Here is a 15,574-nt window from a genome sequence, read left to right on the forward strand (position 1 = left end):
TAACTTAGAATCCCCTAGGCTTCAGCTAGGGGATTCTAAGTTGATACTACGCAACTTCAAAATCAGCAGTTTCTTCAAATAGTCCAACTTATGGGGAGTCACCAATGACTCAATGCTGCAACTCTGGTTAAATTTGATCGGGTGTTAAAAAGTTTTTAGTGTTACTTAGACATTTTATGGTATAAAAAATGCCTGTTAGCTCCGCATTCCGCCGGAAAACCCGCTTGCTGTTAATAATTCATGCCTTTTTGAGGTAAAAAACCCTGCATGTCTATATTTGAGAATATTTTATGACTCTGTTTTGTCTAAGTTCCACCCATTAGAAGATGTTGTTTAAGTTCCCTTCTCCTTAAAATCAAGATACAAATTATACTAAAATAAGCTTAGTATTTTCTAACGGAAAGAGCAAAAGATGTCTGAAATCCAACTAGCAAATTCTTTATCTAAAAATAGCGAACAAAACACCGCCACGAGTCTAGTCAAATTGGCGGCTTTTTTAGTAGCGTTGTACATCCTAGAGCGTGACAGCCCAGCTGAATATAAATATAATTACAGCTATCTCAATCCTCTGGCGATGACAAATGTACCAAGATACAAAATTATAGAGAAAATTGTAGGTTTTCCTGTAATAAAGCTACCTAAAGGCACATTTCCAACACTGCAATGGCTGATCAAGTTAGCCGAGAATTAGAACAGCAAAAGTATATTGCTACTCCAGTAGCACTATTTGCCGTTCCACCTGCTGATAGTTGGTCTAGGTCTTTATTTCCTGTTGCCATTAGTTATCAACGAACAGCTATTAGCACTGAATGGATTTTGTTTACGCCCCTAGATGGGGAATCTTGGATGACTGCTAAAAACATAGTCCAAATGACTGATTCTAACTATCATGAACTCATCAGCCATTTAGGACGCACTCATTTAGTGGTGGAGCCTTTTATTGTCCCTACTAATCACTTACCCGAAGATCATTGTTTAAGAAAACTTTTGGTACCTCATTTCGAGGGGACTGTGCTGATCAATTATGGCGCTCATGCAATATTAGTTGCGCCTGGTGGTACAGTAGACTCTATATTAGCCAGCAGCGTCGGTGGCGATCAAGCTATGGCAGCTAAAGCTGCACAAAGTTATTTGTTTAACTTTAATGAAATTTCATTTCCCCAAACTTTATAAAATCGGGGTGTAGCCGATCCTGACAAGTTACCAACCTATCCCTACCGAGATGACGGGTTACTAATTTGGAATGCCATTGAAATTTGGGTACGGGATTATTTCAACATCTGCTACAGAAACGACTCAGCAGTTGAGAGTGATACCGATTTACAAACTTGGGGCTCAACATTAGTTTCTTTGCAAGGGGGACGGTTGCAAAACTTTGGTGATGATGGACAAGGCAAATTTAACACCATAAATTGTTTAGTCAAAACAATCTCGACAGTGATTTTTACAGCGAGTGCTCAACATGCAGCGGTGAACTTTTCTCAACAAGAAATGATGTACACGCCAGCATTTCCTTTGGCTCGCTATCTTCCAGCCCCAATAAATCCCCAAGATCCTGAGAGTTTCATCAAAGGTTTGCCTTCACTCAGTCAAGCTCAAAGCCAGATTAATACGCTTTATTTACTTGGCTCTGTCTATTACACCCAACTAGGTAAATATTCCCCATCAGCATTTCCAAATAATAATCAATTGCAAGCGGCTTTGAAGAAATTCCAGGATAATTTACAAGCTGCTGAGACCACAATTAAGGACCAAAATCGCCATGCTGACCGTTTAATGCCTTACGAGTTCTTCCTCCCTTCCCAAATTCCTCAAAGCATCAATATTTAGCAGATAGCAAAGTGGGGAAAATGCGATCGCTTTCCATCAGGCTATTCATCTACTAGAGTTGTCCCTAAATAGAGAAAAAAATCGCTCCAACCTAGACAGAGCAACAATTCCAACATCTTTTATCTCATGTCCGGTAGCATCGGTCTTGTATAGTAAATAGGCAACAGGCAACAGCTCATCTGGCAACAGGCAAGAAAAAAACTTAAATTTCTTGTAGATATCCACGCTAACTTTTACACAAACGATACCAACAGACATGATATTAGTCGCCAATAGCTACAATCCTTATATAATAGAGTTGTTGGGAATTAAGCAAAAAAAATGGCTAAAACTCTTATTAGTCAAAGTTTATAGCGTTTTTATGTCTAAACTCCTGAAAAGCTTATATAGTAAGCTTTTGAGCATTGTTCAATTCTTATTTCCCAACAACTCTATTTTTCAAATAAGCGTGGGGGATGCCGAAAACGCAGATTTTAGCTGTTTGCGTAGCATCCCGCAGGGAAGCGCTGATAGCTTGTTAAAAAGCGTTTCCGTTCCGGAATCTCCGCAAACAGATACCATTATCTATGCACTACCTTTTTAGGCTGATAGCTGATAGCTAATAGCTAATAGCTAGTAAAAAAGGGGGTGCAAGCCCCCTAAATAATTTCTAGTCCTAACCTCTAGACATATTTCTTAAATGCTAGAGTTACATTATGCCCTCCAAATCCAAATGAGTTGGATAAAGCTGCTTCCACTTTGTGAGCACGACTTATATTAGGGACATAATCTAGGTCACATTCTGGATCGGGATTATCTAAATTGATTGTCGGTGGAATTTTGTCATGGGCGATCGCCATTACTGTTGCTATAGCTTCAATACCCCCAGACCCTGCTAACAAATGACCAGTCATTGACTTAGTTGAACTAATTGCTACCTTATAAGCACTTTCACCTAATGCCTTTTTAATAGCTTTTGTCTCTGTTGGGTCATTTGCTCCTGTACTGGTACCGTGGGCATTTATGTAACTGATTTGTTCTGGAGTTAAACCAGCATCTTTCATGGCCAACTGCATAGCTCTACTTGCCCCCTCTCCATCTGCAGCAGGAGCGGTCATATGATAGGCATCACAAGTCATACCATAACCAACTACCTCTGCATATATCCTTGCCCCACGACTAAGGGCACATTCCAATTCTTCTAGGAGGATAATTCCAGCACCTTCACCCATCACAAAGCCATCGCGATCGCGGTCAAAAGGACGACTTGCATGAGCTGGGTCATCATTACGCCTGGATAAGGCTTTAGCAGAAGCAAATCCTGCCAATCCTAAAGGGGTAATTGCAGATTCCGCCCCACCACAAATCATTGCTTGAGCAAATCCCCTTTGGATCAGACGGAAAGCATCTCCTACAGCATTGGACCCTGAAGCACAAGCAGTCACACAACAAGAGTTAGGTCCTTTGGCTCCAGTGTGAATTGCCGTTAGACCTGCGGCCATATTAGCAATCATCATTGGAATCATAAAGGGGCTACACTTAGAAGGACCACGAGTCAGATATATCTCTTGTTGATCTTCTAATACTTTTAGGCCACCTACCCCAGTGCCAATTATTACCCCCACCTGTTCTGCGTTTAGGTCATTGATTTCAAATTTGGCATCAGTTACAGCCTGTTTGCTCGCTGCAACTGCAAACTGGGAAAACCGGTCCATTCGTTTCGCATCTTTAGGACCAACATAGTCGTGAGGGTCAAATCCTTTTACCTCTCCAGCAATACGACATTTGTGTTTTGAAGCATCGAATCTGGTTATTGGGCCTATACCGTTTTTACCGCTTAATAACCCGTTCCAATAGTCAGATAGGGTGTTGCCAATAGGTGTTAAAGCACCCATTCCTGTGACAACTACCCGTTTCAACTCAGAATTTGTCATAATTTTCGTTTTCAGAAGTTCCATACCCAGAAGGCAGAAACTTTGGGTTTTTGATCGGGATGTTATGCTTTGGCTGTTAGTTCCTGTTCAATATGGTCCACAGCAGCTTGAACGGTAGAAATTTTTTCTGCTACTTCATCTGGAATCTCGATTTCAAATTCTTCTTCCAATGCCATAACTAACTCTACGGTATCTAGAGAATCAGCTCCTAAATCATTGGCAAAATTAGATTCTGGTTTGATTTCTTCTTTTGGTTTTTCTAGCTGGCTGGACACAATTGTCTGTACTTTGTCAAAAATGTCTTCTTGGCTCATAAAATTTTCTCCTTTTTAGTTTGGATGTCGCGTATACAATCTTATCTGAAAACTGAGACCCCTCTATTACGGCACACAGGCAAATGAGTTTTCTAAATGCCTTTTTTTATTTTGTGGTTAAATTTTGTATCAGAATAAGCTTTTAATTATAAATAAGTAACAAAGAAATTATATATACTAATAAGTTATGTCTATGATACTTATCTTCTTTATATAATTAGTTAATGTTATGCCTGTTCAAACACTGAAATATGCTTACTTCCCTGGCTGTGTTGCTCAAGGAGCTTGCCGGGAGCTTTACCAATCGACTCAAGTTCTTACTCAAGCTCTGGGAATAGAGCTAATAGAATTGAAAAAAGCTGCCTGTTGTGGCTCTGGTACTTTTAAGGAGGATTCTCAACTACTAGAAGATACTGTTAATGCCCGTAACATAGCTTTGGCCGAAGAGTTAAATTTAGCCTTACTAACCCACTGTAGTACTTGTCAAGGGGTAATTGGTCATGTCGATGAACGTCTCAAGGAATCTCAACAAGTCAATCCTGACTATGTAGATCAAATTAATGGCCTCTTACAAAAACAGACTTGTTCTCCCTATCAAGGCAGCACAGAGGTCAAACATTTACTTCATGCCCTGGTTGCAGATTATGGTCTAGAAGAAATTCAAAATCGCGTTACCCGTAAACTATCTGGCCTTAAATGTGCTGCGTTCTATGGTTGCTATCTACTTAGAGGTCAAACTAATTTGCCGTTAGATGACCCCTATCAACCAGAATCTATGGAAAATGTATTTCGGGCTATTGGGGCGACTCCAATTTATTACCGAGGCCGGACTCAATGTTGTGGTTGGCCTCTTTCTAGTTATGCCACTAATCAGGCTTTTCAAATGGCTGGAAATCATGTGAGCGAAGCTATTGACAAAGGTGCTGACTGTATGGTAACACCTTGCCCTTTGTGTCACTTAAATTTAGATTCTCGTCAACCAGAGGTAGAAAAAGTTATTGGACGTAAGTTAGGTTTACCAGTGTTGCATTTACCTCAACTGATAGCTTTAGCTTTAGGCGTTTCTCCAACAGAATTGGGTTTGGATCGTCATGTAGTCTCAACTCGTCCAGTATTAGAAAAGTTAGGACTTTGAATTATTTTGAAGAAGGAGTCAGGAGACAGGAGACAGGAGACAGAATGAATTTTATGGGAATTTAAGGAGTCAGAAGTAGGGGCGAAGGCAGTTCACCCCTATAATCAGAAATTTTTTTTGCTTTGGTCTGAGGAACTTGCTCCTGGCCTGAAACTTTTCAAGCAAATCCCCTAGTTGTTAATATTTACTTTTTCCTACAAATAAATTCGGAGGTGTGCTTCTCTACTCTGAAAAAGTTTGGTCATTCATCACTAATTTACCCGAACGTTGAGAAATTTTAAGTTTTTCAACAATGTTTATCAAGGATGAGAAGTGGTGCGGTAAACTAAGTCGAAGCATTCACTTCTAAAACTTGCTGTCTCATCTGCCTTTATGCAGGTACGGCAAAATCAATTTGTTGGGAGAATTTAATTCATGTCTCATTCAGTAAAAATTTATGATACTTGCATCGGTTGCACCCAGTGTGTTCGTGCTTGTCCATTAGACGTTCTAGAAATGGTACCTTGGGATGGTTGTAAGGCAGGCCAAATTGCTTCATCTCCTCGTACTGAAGATTGTATTGGTTGTAAGCGTTGTGAGACTGCTTGCCCCACTGACTTTTTGAGTGTCCGCGTTTACCTTGGCGCTGAAACTACTCGCAGTATGGGTCTGGCTTACTAATACTCTTTTCCCTCTATTAAATCTAAAATCAAAAACCAATAGAGGGAAAAGAGTATTAGTAAGCCAGACCCATACTGCGAGTAGTCCATAACTTTTTGTTGACCTGCCATTTGCCCCCAGCCTTTAATCAAATCTATACCTAGACGTTTCAGACTGTTAGTCATGTCACCTCTAATTTTGTCAACAATGTTACTAGCATGAGAAGCTATAACTTGTCGGTCGTAAGCTACATTATCTAATTGAATACCCAGAGTTTTTAAGTGGTGAGTATCCCGTAACTCTCGAACTTTACCAGATGCTGCCAAAAGCGCCTTGGATGGTATACAACCTCGGTTAACACAAGTCCCACCCATTTCCGCTGCTTCTACAATAGCTGTTTTTAGGCCACAACTTGTGGCGTGTAATGCCGCACCATGTCCACCAACACCTGCACCAATAATTATTAAGTCGTAATCAAATTCTTGAGTCATCTGTTGTTTTTAAAACCTGTTTGTATGTTTGCAAAAACTATAATATTAGAAATTATAGGAATGTAGCTAAATATTTTATTTGGGATTTGTTTGAACTTAATTTGCTCTAGATCCCAGATTAACTTAATTCTTGACCAAAATAAACTGCAATAATTAAGTTGAAAGCACAAGGAGCGAGAAAATTAAGTACATAATCCATATTGGGAAACTATTCATTCGTGTCTGTATGAGCTAGCCTTGCATACAGACATTACTTCACTTAGTCTTTTTTTTTTTGCTGCGACAAACAAAACTTTTATAGCAGGGAACAGGCAACAGTTGGAAAAACATTTTCTAGTCTAAGATTGGTTATTAGTCTACGTCCTAACCAATTCTTTCTTAGCTATATGTTTATGATATAATGAGCCTAAAAAAACAAATCTCATTATTTCAGATAAAATACTGAAATCTATAAGTATTCAGTTTATATTACTATTTAGATAATGATTTCATTTGATTAAAAAGAGTTTATATAAACTTACTTTAGATACATTTTGAATGATAAATGGCTAAAAATAGCTTAAAATATTCATTGATTGTAGAGCAAATTTAAAAGCTCAACAAAGATAGTCAAAATTAATAATCTGATCGCTCTATAAAAAAAATCAAAAGCCCCAAATCATCAAAATATTAGCTATTAATTAATAATATAGAGCAGATTTAACTTTTGCTCCGGAAAGATATCTAGAAATAAAATATCTAGTGCAGGATGGCGGAAATAACTGACAAGTTACAAAATCCTAAAAGCCTTACTAAGCAATACTTTTGACTCTTAACTTTTGACTTTTAACTTCCGCGTAGCGGCACTAGACTCCTGCTGTTTGTATGCCTTTTTTTATATAAAAATAAGTTGAACTGTTAACAAGAAGATAACAAGGACAGAAATTAATATGGATAAAAAAGATATTCGTAGTCAGGCTGCAAAAACATTTGTTGATAGCTTTGAGAAACAATTGGATAACTCTCTTCAGGAACCCAACTATGAAAAGTCTAATTCCGATCTTCAAGATAGTGAAAAGTCCAATCAAAAATTTGGTTTATCAGAGTTAGAGGAAGCGATCGCTGACATAGACCAATATATGGAAACAAATCATCAAAGCCAACCATTATCGGAAGCGGATTCAGAATAATATAATAACCTATCCCACTATTTTTCACAGGCTAATTTGTTCAATTAAAATGTGTCTGAAAAGTTTAATCTTTAGTTTTTAACTATCAAAATATTTAGGGTTTTTAGCAAAAATCTTATTACTGGAATAGGTTCATAATTTACTAATTTGATTGAGATTGACGTTGACGTTGAACTTCATACAAAATTACTGCTGTACAGACAGCAACATTCAAAGATTCCACTTCGTTACCCAAAGGAATCTTGACAGAATAATCAGCCAACTCAAGTAAATCTTGTGAAATACCAGAACCCTCATTTCCTAAGATTATTAGTGTCGGTTTTCGTAAGTCAATCTGCCAATAGTTTATAGTAGAATTTGGTACTGTTGCTACAATTTGCAAACCTTGATTTTGTAACTTTAATACCTCGGCCTTTAAATTTTCAGAAATTGCCATAGGTAACTTAAACCATACCCCTGCTGAAGCTCTAACTACTTTAGGATGATATAAGTCCACACTATCTGCACTTAACCACAAACCATCTACATCTGTTGCCGTAGCTGTCCTGATGATAGTACCAAAATTACCAGGGTCTTGCAATTTGTCCAAAGCAATTCCCAAACTAGCAATTTTGACAGAATTTTTTGACTTTTGTGGTGCTATAGCTATTATTCCATCAGGATTAACTGTAGTAGTAAGAGACTTCAAAACCCTTTCACTTACTAATTCTATCCTTTGAGCTTTTTGAGATAATAATTCCCACAAAAATTGATGTCTTTCTTGCCATTCAGGCGTACAACATACAGTTAAAAGAGGATAACTTTTGTGGCAAGCTTCTTCTAGGATATGAGTTCCTTCTAATAAAAATAACTGCCTCTCCTTTCTTCCTTTGGATTGATGAAGCTTACGGATTTCCTTTACTAAAGGATTTTTTAAACTGGTCAGCACTACTTATATTTTTATCTAGTATTTATTACTGATTTTATTTGAGGAGTGAAACACGAGCAGGATATTGTGATTTTCCTACCCATTAGATTTTGATCGCTAATCAAGAAATACTCCATATACCTAATGCAGGATGGTAGGAATAACTAACCAGTTACAAAATTCTAAAAGCCTTACCAATCAATACTTTTGAATTTTGAATTTTGAATTTTGAATTTTAACTTCCGCGTAGCAGCACTAGATAATGCGGAACCCGGGACTTGAACCCGGAAGTCCTTGCGAACACTAGAACCTGAATCTAGCGCGTCTACCAATTCCGCCAGTTCCGCTAAATCACAATTTTTTATTATTGCCGATCTACTTCAATTTGTCAATCACTTTAAATTAAGTTTTTTTACTACCATATTTTTTATAACTAAAACTAATAAATATTAAAAATTACAAAGATAATTTTTAATCTTTTCAATTGTTACAAAAATTAATTAAATGCTGATTATTGAGAATATTCTCATTTATTTTTACCTATTTACGTTGTTTGGTTGATTTGGTATAATATAAACATTAATCTATAATCTTGCAGAGCATTTTAACTTCACACAAATTAGGGGTTTATAAGTCTTATTCCACCGTGAACTTTAACTGTATAGATGGTTATTTCACCAGCAGTAAATAGCTTTTTTAGTTTATGAAGCTTAACACTTTTTCCTGCTGTATTTGACTAAAGAAATTTTTGATGATAAGCAAAATCAAATTCTATCATAAATGTTGAAAGAGGACTCCCGTTATAACCGCGAGATTTAACGCTCAGAGTGTCAATTTGAATTACGAATATATATAGCTACGGTCTTCAGGAATCAACTTAACAGTTCTAAAAGCCGATTTATTTTCAGAGCTTAGTTTACAACTGATTCCTCAGCCTTAGCATAATTTTGACCATGCAGAGCCAATTTTTTCTAACTTAATGACTCTATCAACTATAAGGATCTGGCGATCGCGATTTGATAGCCATGTCTATTGAGTATAAAAAGAATTATCTTTTACCAGAAAAGAATAGGATGGCGAATAAACTCAGAAAAGTTAGTAGTATCTAAATAATCTTTAATAGTAGACTATTTGATTACCCAAAGAGTATTTTGAAAATATTAACTATTAACTTTAGCACCCAAATATTTAATTTAAGACTTGATAAGCCTGGAAATATAAGGTAATTTTTATTAGCCTGAATGGTGGAAAATTCCTGTTCAAAAAAATAATCTAGTTTTTTTTAGTTATAGGTTTGGTTAGTAGATAGAAATAGCTTTGGAATAAGGATTTATGACAACAACTAAATGTGAAAAACTTATCCCACTTTTCCTGTTCAACTAAATCTTATACTTCTATCTCTAATACCAATTTGAAAAAAGAATACTACAAAAAGGTAGGTATTGCTCAAATATGCTGAAAAATAGCTAGTTCAGTTAATTTTAGATAGTTATTTATATTGTTTTTCCCTTTTTTTCAATATTTATCCCTTCTTCCTTCTTTCCTCTTCCTTCTTTATTACTCCTACCATTTGTAACAAACATTTATCAAATTGGTATGACAACTGTTTACACATCCCAATTTTTTTTTTCATAAATCTGTTGTAACTTATCACCATATTTACTTTCTCCTATAAAAATGTCTTTAGACCTCAAAACGTTCTTCTAGAGATAGTGTTATGCTAGTCACTCCAGTTTTAGGAATATGAANGTAGGAATAAATCTCCCCTTCATCCACAATAATTGGAGGCTCACAAAATGTAAATGACTGCCATGAGAAAACTATAACGTTTGAGTTTAGATACTTCCACTCCACAGTCAATCATTGTGAACGCCACCAAAAAATGGAGAGTGAGGTAGGTGGGTAGGAATAAATCTCCCCTTCATCCACAATAATTGGAGGCTCACAAAATGTAAATGACTGCCATGAGAAAACTATAACGTTTGAGTTTAGATACTTCCACTCCACAGTCAATCATTGTGAACGCCACTAATATAGCATTATAGTTTTTCACTAGACAGGAATTAGGTAAAGGCACTATATATAGTAGATAAAAACTATAGCACTATTGTATATATAGTGGTTTTGTCGGAAAAATTTGTTAGTCCTGACTAGAATAATTTTCGATTATCTAGCCATAAAAATTTGCTAGGCGATCGCCCTACCTCAAAAAAACATCTGGAGGTATTTCTCAAATTCAAACACCAGATAAACTATAGCGCTATAGTTTTAACTATCCACATCTAACGTTAATTCCTTGGCCCAAAAAAGATAAAGTCAGAGATTATTACTTTAACCCCTGACTATTCTCCAATGCGGATGGCGAGACTCGAACTCGCAAGGCAAAGCCACACGCCCCTCAAACGTGCGCGTATACCAATTCCGCCACATCCGCTCTAGTTAGCATTTATCAACTAAACTTCAAGAAAATTATAGAATTTTAGCTAACAATATAAAATGATAACATAAAATTCTGGAATGTCTACAAGAAATTTTCTAAAATCCTCTTAATGTAGCAGCCGTCAGGGCAGTTAGGACATTATCCCTCCTCTCAAATTTAGTCACAGTAAGAATGGGGAAAGAGTCATTCACTCCCAATCACTTATGACAAAAAAATAAGGTCAATAGCTTCCCCCTTTCAAAGGGATGAAAAAAAATAAACTTTAGTATTTCAACCCTTTGGGTTTAACTAGAGTTACTGATAACTGATAACTGATAACTGAAAATGCGGTTCACTAAAATTCTCATAGCCAACCGAGGCGAAATAGCCCTACGCATTCTCCGCACCTGCGAAGAAATGGGCATAGCCACCATCGCCGTCCACTCAACAATAGACCGCCATGCTCTCCATGTGCAACTGGCGGACGAAGCAGTTTGCATTGGTGAACCCACCAGCAGCAAAAGCTATCTCAACATTCCCAATATCATTTCAGCAGCCTTAACTCGTAATGCCTCTGCCATCCATCCAGGCTATGGCTTTCTGGCTGAAAATGCCCGGTTTGCAGAAATCTGTGCTGACCACGACATTGCTTTTATCGGCCCAACACCAGAGGGGATGCGGGCCATGGGGGACAAATCCACAGCCAAAGAAACTATGCAAAAAGCTGGAGTTCCTACAGTTCCAGGAAGTGATGGTCTTCTCACAGATGAAAAAGAAGCAGAAGCGATCGCCAAAAAAATCGGCGTTCCCCTGATGATCAAAGCCACTGCTGGAGGAGGGGGACGAGGAATGAGACTGGTTCGCCAAGAAAACGAACTCTCCAAACTGCTTCAGGCAGCTCAAGGAGAAGCAGAAGCAGCCTTTGGCAACTCTGGAGTCTACATAGAAAAATTCATTGAACGTCCACGTCACATTGAATTTCAAATCCTGGCCGATAGTCACGGAAACGTTATTCACCTGGGAGAAAGAGACTGTTCTATTCAGCGTCGCCATCAAAAGTTACTAGAAGAAGCTCCCAGTCTAGCATTAAGTCCTAAACTACGTCAGAAAATGGGAGAAGCCGCAGTCAAAGCAGCCAAGTCTATCAACTATATAGGTGCTGGCACTGTAGAATTTCTCCTAGACCAGTCTGGTGAATTCTACTTTATGGAAATGAATACTAGGATTCAAGTAGAACATCCAGTCACAGAAATAATTACAGGACTAGACTTAATTGCCGAGCAAATTAGAATTGCCCAAGGAGAGAAACTCCGACTAACTCAAAAGCAAGTAACTTTTAATGGTCATGCAATAGAATGCCGAATTAACGCCGAAGACCCAGACCATAATTTTCGCCCTCATCCTGGTCGCATTAGTGGTTATCTACCACCGGGAGGTTTAGGAGTGAGGATGGATTCTCATGTTTATACAGACTATGAGATTCCACCTTATTATGATTCTTTGATTGGTAAACTAATAGTTTGGGGACAAGACCGTCCTACTGCTATTCAGAGAATGAAACGCGCTCTCAGGGAATGTGCTGTGACAGGAGTTCCCACAACTATAAGCTTTCATCAAAGAATTTTAGAGACTCCGGAATTTCTGGAGGGGCAAGTATATACAAACTTTGTTGAGACTGTGATGAAACCCGATAGTAGTAAATAAGTAAGTTGGCGCAAAAGAAACTAAGTATGTAACAAAAAGTAAAGTAGCTCTAAAACCTCTTCCCTTCTGCCTTCTGCCTTCTGCCTCCTGCCTTCATTAGCTATAGCATCATTCTTAATAAACCTTGCTGGCCCAAAAGCAACTCTCGTAATAAGCTGAAAATCCCTACCCAAATAATCGGACTAATATCTACTCCACCTAGAGGAGGCACAATTTTCCTAGTGGGGGCTAAAAATGGTTCCGTAGGCCAAAAAATCAAGTTAAACGGAAGTTGATTGATATTTACCTGGGGGTACCATGTGAGAACTATTCGGAAGATAAATAAGAAAGTCATTAACCCCAGGAGAATACCTAGAGTCCAATTCGCTAATGTCAGATAGTCCATAAGACAATAAAAAAATGTAATTTTGTCAAGTAAAAATTAGCTTTAAGTTACTTGATTGTATTTCAAATGATGAAGCGCTATTAATACAAGTTTTTCCCTTTTGAAAAAAAACTTTTTCACCATAATGATATAAGTTATGGCAGTTTGTAGATTAGTTAATTGTGAAAGTTTGACCAAATTTTCAAGAGAAGAGGAACTTTTGAATAAGTATGTAATTAAGTAAGTAGCTTTAATATCAACCACTGAAATATCTCCTGTTCCCGAAAATCTGTTGTGTAGCGCTGTAGAAATAATCTACCAGTGACACAATTCCATAAACATTAGTAATTGATCCTTCTACCTTCTGTACAGCCACACTAAAAATTTGGATAGTCCTAAATATGTAAGGATATTGATTAGTAAATCCTTTTCATGGTCAGGAGGTAAGCGATAAAATCATTACTTGTTTACCACGACCAAAATTTGTACTGAAAAAAATCGCAAACCGCTATAATATCTAAAATAAAGTAAATCAAATTTTGTGGCAAAGGGCAATAATCCATGACTCCTTCTTTATCAAACTTCTTATTAAGTCTACTGGCGGGAACTCTAATTGTAGTTATTCCTGCTACAATTTTTCTGATATTCGTCAGCCAAAAAGATAAAGTTACCCGTTCCTAGACCCTAGATAATAGAAATTTTTCTTTTTGGAGCAAAGGTTAAGTCAGAATACCATTTCCTAGAAGTCTAAAAATCATGAATTCTTCTTAGGAATAAACTTTTTTCTGCAATAACCTAACAGTTATGTGAAGAGCCGAAAAGCAAACTATTTTAGGTTTAAGTTTCACCTAATTTTTTTTTGCAAAGACAAAGTTAAAGCCTCAGACTATAGAATAGGGAAGACAGTGATATAATTGTCCAAACCTAACAAGCTGAGGTTTTTCTTTGTTAAATTGATGATATAGCAGAAGGCAAAAGGAAAAATCTGGCGTTGTCTGAGTTTTTAGCTTTTGATATGTCAAATATAGCAATGGCGACTGCTATACAATATCCTACTAAATATTAAATAAGCTTTATATCTGCCAAATAACTTCAAGTCTAGATACCAAAGCAGGATAGAAATTTTAAACTTGAATTACTAATTGATGAATTACTTAGGAGATTTAGAATGGTCAACTTAGGATTAAATTGGAGTAGTTTGCTAGGAATAATCCTGGCCATAGCAGGAGCAGGACTATACTTTCTCCGCACATGGCGTCCAAAACTAGCGAGAGACCACGATATTTTCTTTGCAGCAATTGGCTTACTATGTGGAGGTATTCTTATATTCCAAGGCTGGAGACTAGACCCTATTTTAGCTTTCGGTCAGTTTTTGTTAACTGGTAGTGCCATATTTTTTGCAGCAGAATCTATCAGAATGAGAGGTCTTACAACTAAGCAAGCTAGAGAACGTACCCCTATTGTAGATGAAGAAAGATCGGTAAGTCCTGTTTATGGTTATGCAGAATCAGACTTAGACGAACTAGAACCTTATGAAGAATATCCCGCTAACCGTCGTATCAGAGGTTCTCAAGATTATCGTTCTTCTAGGCCAGATAATTTTGAGGATGACTACCGCCGTCGTCCTCCTAATCGCAGAAGTAGTTATGATAGAACAGAAGAAATCAACCCAAGATTACGCAAGCGTAGTCCTCGTTCAGAAAATTATCCTACTAGATCGTCTTCTGAATATTGGGAAAACTCTGTAGATTTAGAAGATAAGAGACCTGCTTCTCGCAGTCGAGATAATTTCAGTGATACTAATAGGCCAGAAGATAGACTGCCTCGCCCTCGTAGTCGAGATAGCTGGGAGACTTCTAGTACTGAAGAAAGACCACCCCATAACCGTACTCGTCGCCCTAGTCCTGAAACAAGCTACTCGGAAGAAACATCTCCTAGAACGAGAAAGCGTCGTCCACCAGAAGCATCATCTACTGATGGAGAAGCAACATCAGAAAATTATGTAGAGTATACTCCTATGGATTCTGTTGATAGTGATGTTAATGGTTAAATAGAATTTATAATAGAAGTAGGAATATTAGGTGGGGATAATTTGTCTTTTTAGAGTAAATAAAAAAATCCCATTTTTCCCCGCCCATTCTATTATTTATTTAGTAGCTGAATATCAATACTTCTGTATAAAATGTATAAAATAAATTTTTGCTGAATCTAAAAAATTATCATCAAAGCTTCACCACAAAATTCCTAATTTACTCATTAATAAGCTGTTTTGTATTCAAACCATATATCAAATTTTTTTCAAAGGGAACAGCGGTGCGAACCCGCGGGGTGCGACAGATGCAAGCGTTAGGAACCCGGCGAGGTCTCCTCGCCATGGGAATGCCGATCAAGAGAGGGAATGCGCACTCCTGTGAGGGAATATAGAATCTAAATGATTCTTAGCTTATTACTAATTTTCTATTAGTTTATAAACAATAGTTCAAACTGTTCAAATGTTATGAACTCCTCTATCCATTTTCAGTGAACTATAACCCCAATACTTTGCTGTGGTAAAATGAAGCCCTAATTGATTAAATTTCTTGTTTAATTTGCTCTACAACTATAGAAATTTTAGCAGTTTTCAATTTAGTAAAAAATACAAAGTACATAGACTTTAGCCTAAAATTAGAACGAACCTCTTCTCATAGAC

12 protein-coding genes, 2 tRNA genes and 2 pseudogenes are annotated in these 15,574 nt (G+C 37.2%); 9 read left to right on the forward strand and 7 right to left on the reverse strand.

The genetic code is table 11. The annotated features are described in order from the left end of the window. Positions 1–412: 412 nt before the first annotated feature. From F6K13_RS01320 to F6K13_RS01330, 3 genes and pseudogenes are all read left to right on the forward strand, one after another. Complete coding sequence (locus F6K13_RS01320; protein WP_124147855.1) at positions 413–691, forward strand: hypothetical protein; 279 nt, start codon at positions 413–415, stop codon at positions 689–691. 155 nt (positions 692–846) lie between these two features. Beyond that, positions 847–1,830 (forward strand): annotated as a pseudogene (locus F6K13_RS01325) (lipoxygenase family protein). 256 nt (positions 1,831–2,086) lie between these two features. Continuing rightward, positions 2,087–2,413 (forward strand): hypothetical protein, encoded by a 327-nt coding sequence (locus tag F6K13_RS01330; RefSeq protein ID WP_124147853.1) that lies wholly within the window; start codon positions 2,087–2,089, stop codon positions 2,411–2,413. 79 nt (positions 2,414–2,492) lie between these two features. Here F6K13_RS01330 and fabF read toward each other — a convergent pair whose 3' ends face one another. Together fabF and acpP are read right to left on the reverse strand one after the other, a co-directional pair. Beyond that, complete coding sequence (gene fabF, locus F6K13_RS01335) at positions 2,493–3,743, reverse strand: beta-ketoacyl-ACP synthase II (RefSeq protein WP_124147852.1); 1,251 nt, start codon at positions 3,741–3,743, stop codon at positions 2,493–2,495. Positions 3,744–3,805: 62 nt separating this feature from the next. Next, entirely contained in the window at positions 3,806–4,057 is a 252-nt protein-coding gene (gene acpP / locus F6K13_RS01340; protein WP_124147851.1) for an acyl carrier protein, read from the reverse strand. Positions 4,058–4,286: 229 nt separating this feature from the next. Here acpP and F6K13_RS01345 point away from each other — a divergent pair, with 229 nt between their 5' ends. Together F6K13_RS01345 and psaC are read left to right on the forward strand one after the other, a co-directional pair. Continuing rightward, complete coding sequence (locus F6K13_RS01345; RefSeq protein WP_124147850.1) at positions 4,287–5,192, forward strand: CoB--CoM heterodisulfide reductase iron-sulfur subunit B family protein; 906 nt, start codon at positions 4,287–4,289, stop codon at positions 5,190–5,192. A 414-nt stretch (positions 5,193–5,606) separates the two neighbouring features. Continuing rightward, positions 5,607–5,852 (forward strand): photosystem I iron-sulfur center protein PsaC, encoded by a 246-nt coding sequence (gene psaC, locus F6K13_RS01350; protein ID WP_006616272.1) that lies wholly within the window; start codon positions 5,607–5,609, stop codon positions 5,850–5,852. Positions 5,853–5,941: 89 nt separating this feature from the next. Here the strand turns inward: psaC and F6K13_RS01355 are convergent. Further along, positions 5,942–6,322: pseudogene (locus F6K13_RS01355) on the reverse strand (FAD-dependent oxidoreductase); the annotation flags it as partial. Between the two features lie 929 nt (positions 6,323–7,251). On the opposite strand from F6K13_RS01355, the gene F6K13_RS01360 reads away from it, so the two are divergent. Further along, positions 7,252–7,491 carry a hypothetical protein gene (locus F6K13_RS01360; protein ID WP_124146151.1) on the forward strand — a complete coding sequence of 80 codons (240 nt, stop codon included), beginning with the start codon at positions 7,252–7,254 and terminating at the stop codon, positions 7,489–7,491. A 142-nt stretch (positions 7,492–7,633) separates the two neighbouring features. On the opposite strand, the gene F6K13_RS01365 is transcribed toward F6K13_RS01360, so the two are convergent. The 3 genes from F6K13_RS01365 to F6K13_RS01375 form a co-directional block, all read right to left on the reverse strand. Next, a complete protein-coding gene (locus tag F6K13_RS01365) occupies positions 7,634–8,419 on the reverse strand; it encodes an RNA methyltransferase (RefSeq protein ID WP_124146152.1) in 786 nt (261 codons plus the stop codon). Between the two features lie 242 nt (positions 8,420–8,661). Next, positions 8,662–8,745 (reverse strand) — tRNA-Leu (locus F6K13_RS01370). A 2,006-nt stretch (positions 8,746–10,751) separates the two neighbouring features. Next, positions 10,752–10,832, reverse strand: a tRNA-Leu gene (locus F6K13_RS01375). A 330-nt stretch (positions 10,833–11,162) separates the two neighbouring features. On the opposite strand from F6K13_RS01375, the gene accC reads away from it, so the two are divergent. Continuing rightward, the gene (gene accC / locus F6K13_RS01380) at positions 11,163–12,521 is read left to right on the forward strand and encodes an acetyl-CoA carboxylase biotin carboxylase subunit (RefSeq protein ID WP_124155379.1); all 1,359 of its coding nucleotides are present in this window, start codon (positions 11,163–11,165) and stop codon (positions 12,519–12,521) included. 100 nt (positions 12,522–12,621) lie between these two features. Here accC and F6K13_RS01385 read toward each other — a convergent pair whose 3' ends face one another. Beyond that, positions 12,622–12,906, reverse strand: a complete 285-nt coding sequence (locus F6K13_RS01385; RefSeq protein ID WP_124146590.1) for a YggT family protein — start codon at positions 12,904–12,906, stop codon at positions 12,622–12,624. Positions 12,907–13,446: 540 nt separating this feature from the next. Between F6K13_RS01385 and psbX the strand changes: the two genes are divergently transcribed. Together psbX and F6K13_RS01395 are read left to right on the forward strand one after the other, a co-directional pair. Next, a complete protein-coding gene (gene psbX / locus F6K13_RS01390) occupies positions 13,447–13,566 on the forward strand; it encodes a photosystem II reaction center X protein (protein ID WP_124146589.1) in 120 nt (39 codons plus the stop codon). Between the two features lie 487 nt (positions 13,567–14,053). Continuing rightward, a complete protein-coding gene (locus tag F6K13_RS01395; protein ID WP_287240918.1) occupies positions 14,054–14,935 on the forward strand; it encodes a Ycf66 family protein in 882 nt (293 codons plus the stop codon). Positions 14,936–15,574: the final 639 nt, after the last annotated feature.

It is taken from the genome of Okeania sp. SIO2B9, assembly GCF_010672505.1.
GTDB lineage: Bacteria > Cyanobacteriota > Cyanobacteriia > Cyanobacteriales > Microcoleaceae > Okeania > Okeania hirsuta.